Source organism: Streptomyces sp. NPDC005070, from assembly GCF_053600395.1.
The window spans coordinates 1-3,085 of the sequence record NZ_JBSFZS010000332.1; the positions used below are offsets into that span (position 1 = coordinate 1).

Annotated in this window: 3 protein-coding genes; all 3 read right to left on the reverse strand. The window is 73.3% G+C overall.

What is annotated here, in order from left to right; genetic code table 11:
• Positions 1 to 574 (reverse strand): PAS domain-containing protein (locus tag ACWEBX_RS38605; protein ID WP_451889386.1); only part of this gene is annotated, 574 nt, incomplete at its 3' end.
• A 136-nt stretch (positions 575 to 710) separates the two neighbouring features.
• Entirely contained in the window at positions 711 to 2,465 is a 1,755-nt protein-coding gene (locus ACWEBX_RS38610) for a hypothetical protein (RefSeq protein WP_451889387.1), read from the reverse strand.
• A 267-nt stretch (positions 2,466 to 2,732) separates the two neighbouring features.
• Positions 2,733 to 2,990, reverse strand: coding sequence for a hypothetical protein (locus tag ACWEBX_RS38615; RefSeq protein ID WP_451889388.1), 258 nt, complete (start codon positions 2,988 to 2,990; stop codon positions 2,733 to 2,735).
• Between the last annotated feature and the right edge of the window lie 95 nt (positions 2,991 to 3,085).

Consider the following 3,085-nt stretch of genomic DNA (forward strand, 5'->3'; position numbering starts at 1 on the left):
GGGCGCCGGCCTCGCCCCGCAGGACGGAGTCCAGCACCTCGACCACGACCGTGTCGGCCAGCTCGGGAACCATCTCGTCGGCGAACTCCTGCGCCGTGCGGAAGATGTCCAGCGTGGTGCCGATCCGCCCGCCCGCCCGTTCCAGCAGCGCCAGCCGCGCCGCCGCCCGTGTGCGTTCGGTGATGTCCACCACCGCCGTCGCCACCCCCAGGACGCCGCCCGTGGTGTCCTCCAGCCGGAAGCAGGAGACCGACAGCACGATCTCGGGCTGGTCGGGGTACAGGTGGCCGCGCACCTCCACGTCCAGGGCGGGCACACCGGTGTCCAGTACCTCGAGGAGCGTCGTCTCGAGGTTTCCGGAGTAGAAGTCACCGCCCCACTCCCTCGGGTGGTGCCCCAGGGCCTCCTCCAGAGAGAACGCCTTGACGAAGCGGGCCGCCGTGTTGAAGCGCACCAGACGAAGCTGCGTGTCGAGGACGTGGAGACCCACGGTCGACTCGGAGAAGAGAGCCCCGAGAACCGCCTGGTCAAGCTCCGCGTCCGGTCGGCCATGTCCGCCAAGCGATGCACCCATGACACTTCCGTAGACCGTTGACCACCTAAACATTCCGGTTTGTCAGAGTTCCACCATATTCGCTCACCCGCGACGCGCGACCGGAGCACCGGAGCCGCACCCCGGCGCCCACCGGCAGGACACGGCGCCCAGATCCTCAGTTGCCGACCGGCGGCCGGTCCCCGCTCACGGTCTCGGAGAGGCGGTACACGAACGTCGGGAACGCCTCCCCGGTCGCTCGCGTCCAGGCGGGGACGACCGTGTCCGGGTACTCCGCGCGGGCGTCGGCGAAGGCGGTGACACAGCGGGCGTGGATGTGCGTCCCCTCCGTACGGCGGGTGAGCGCCAGCAGCGAGCGCAGTGCCGCGACCGCCTCGTCGGCCCGGCCGTCGGCCAGATGCGCGCGGGCCTCCGCGTCGAGCGCGAGGGCGAGACCGAGACGCGCGGCGGCCAGGGAGGGCGTGTACGGGCCGGCCTCGGGGTCCGCCGACGCGTCGACGAGGATGGACTCGGACTCCGTGTAGCAGGCGACGGCCGCCCCGTGGTCGCCGGCGTTGCGCAGGGCACGACCGAGAACGCGTAAACGGCGAGCCGTCAGCGCGTGGTCGGCGGGCCGGTCGGACTCGGCCAGACGGCGGGTGAGGGCCACCGCCTCCCGTGCGGCCCCGATCGCACCGTCGGGGTCTCCGACGTTCAGCCGCGACAGGCTCAAGTCCGCCAGCACGCGGGCGAGTTGCGGCTCATGTGCCCTGGTGTCGAGGTCTGCCGCACGCCGGTACGCGGCCACGGCGCGTTCACCCGCCCGAACCGCGCCAGGATGGTCGCCTGCGTCCGTGTGACAGCCGGCCAGCCGGTCGAGACAGACGGCGAGGAGAGGGTCGTAGACGTCCGGCCGTTCCGAGGCGAGGGTGGCGGACAGGTCGGCCGCCTCCCGCCGAGCGGTCAACTCCGCCGGACGGTGCTCCGGTTCATCAAGCTGGTCGCCGAGGCGGTCGAGCGCCATGACGAGCAGTGGTTCGCCCGCCGCCGGATTCCGGCCCGCCAGCGTACGGGCTTCGGCCACGGCCTCCGCGGCGGTCGTCCGGGCCGCCGCCAGGTCTCCCGTCACCTGCAGACAACGGGCCAGGTCCGCGAAGAGCAGCACCCTCAACGGCCGTACGATCTCGGGCGCGGCCCGCAGCATCATCGGGTCGGCGGCGTCCCGGGCCTCCCTGCCGACGGACAGCGCCTGTTCGTACCGACCCAACGCCACGAGTCCCGAGGTGAGTTCGCACAGTGCGCGAACGCGTACCAGGAACACGTGGCTCAACTCCCGCAAGGACATGCTCCGCACCAGTGCGACGCACTCCTCATAGGCGGCCACCGACTCCTCCCTGCGGCGCAGGGCCGCCAGCACCAGCGCATAGGTGCGCAACGCACCCGGGAGAGCGCCCAGGCTCCGGTCCCGTCGGGCGGGAACGAGGCGCCGGTAGGCTGCCACGCACTCCCCCGCCGAGACCAGCGCGTCGGCCGGCCGTGCCAGGCCGAGCTGTGCCTGTGCCCGGAGATGCAGTTGGAGGGCCCGCTGCGCCGCCGGCCACCGCGCGCCCGGCACGTCCGAGGACGCGTCCAGCGTCGAGTACGCCTCTTCACAGCGGCCGACGAGCACCAGCGTGTAGGCGTGCTGGACAAGACTGCGGGCCAGCAGGTCCCGGTCCCGTGGGCGCGCGCCCTCCGCCCCGGCCAGTGCCCGGTACACGGCCGCCGCCTCCTCGGCCCAAGCCAGTCGGCGCCGCGACGGGGGCGGCCGCAGCAGCACCCAGTACGGGGACACGCAGCGTGTCAGTACCGCGCCGAGCAGCCGCCGCCCCGGACCGGGGCCGAGCCGGGCCGCCGCCCGCGACAACGGCAGCAGTGCACGCACCAGACCCATCGGCGCCCTCCCGTCGGGGATCCTCGTCCAAAGGACGGCCGAGCGCCCGTATTGGTTGCCCGGCCGGAGCGAAGAGGGGCGGTCGCGTTCGACGCGACAGCGGCCGTCCTGTCACTCCCGTCGCGTACGACGGCTGTCGCCCCGTCGGTCACTCGGAGTGGGTGACCTCACCGTTCGGGGCGACAGCCTCCGTATGTCGCCTGCTTCAGACCGTTGGCGCGGAGCACCTCCTGGGTGAAGCGGTTCCCGCCGTCCCGGCCTTCGGCCCTACGAGCCGGTCGAAGCGCCCCCCGGCACCGTGGCGGCGGGAGCGGACGACTCGACCCCGACGGTCGTGTCGGGCTCCGGGGTGTCGGCGGAGCTGCTGTCGGGCGAGAACCACGCCACGCCCACGAGCACCGCCAGCAGGAAGACCACGGCTCCGGCGGCCGCGCCCACGACTCTCCGCCGGTCCGCGAGGAGTTCACCGACCCCCGAGCGCTGGCGCCGGCGCGACCGGTGGCCGCCGCCCGCGGTGTCCCTCATCACCGACGGCAGGGCATACGTGGTCGCGGGGCCCGCGGCCCTGGCGGCCTGCCGGTGGCGCCCCGGCTCCGTGTTGGTCTAGATTTACGTTCGAC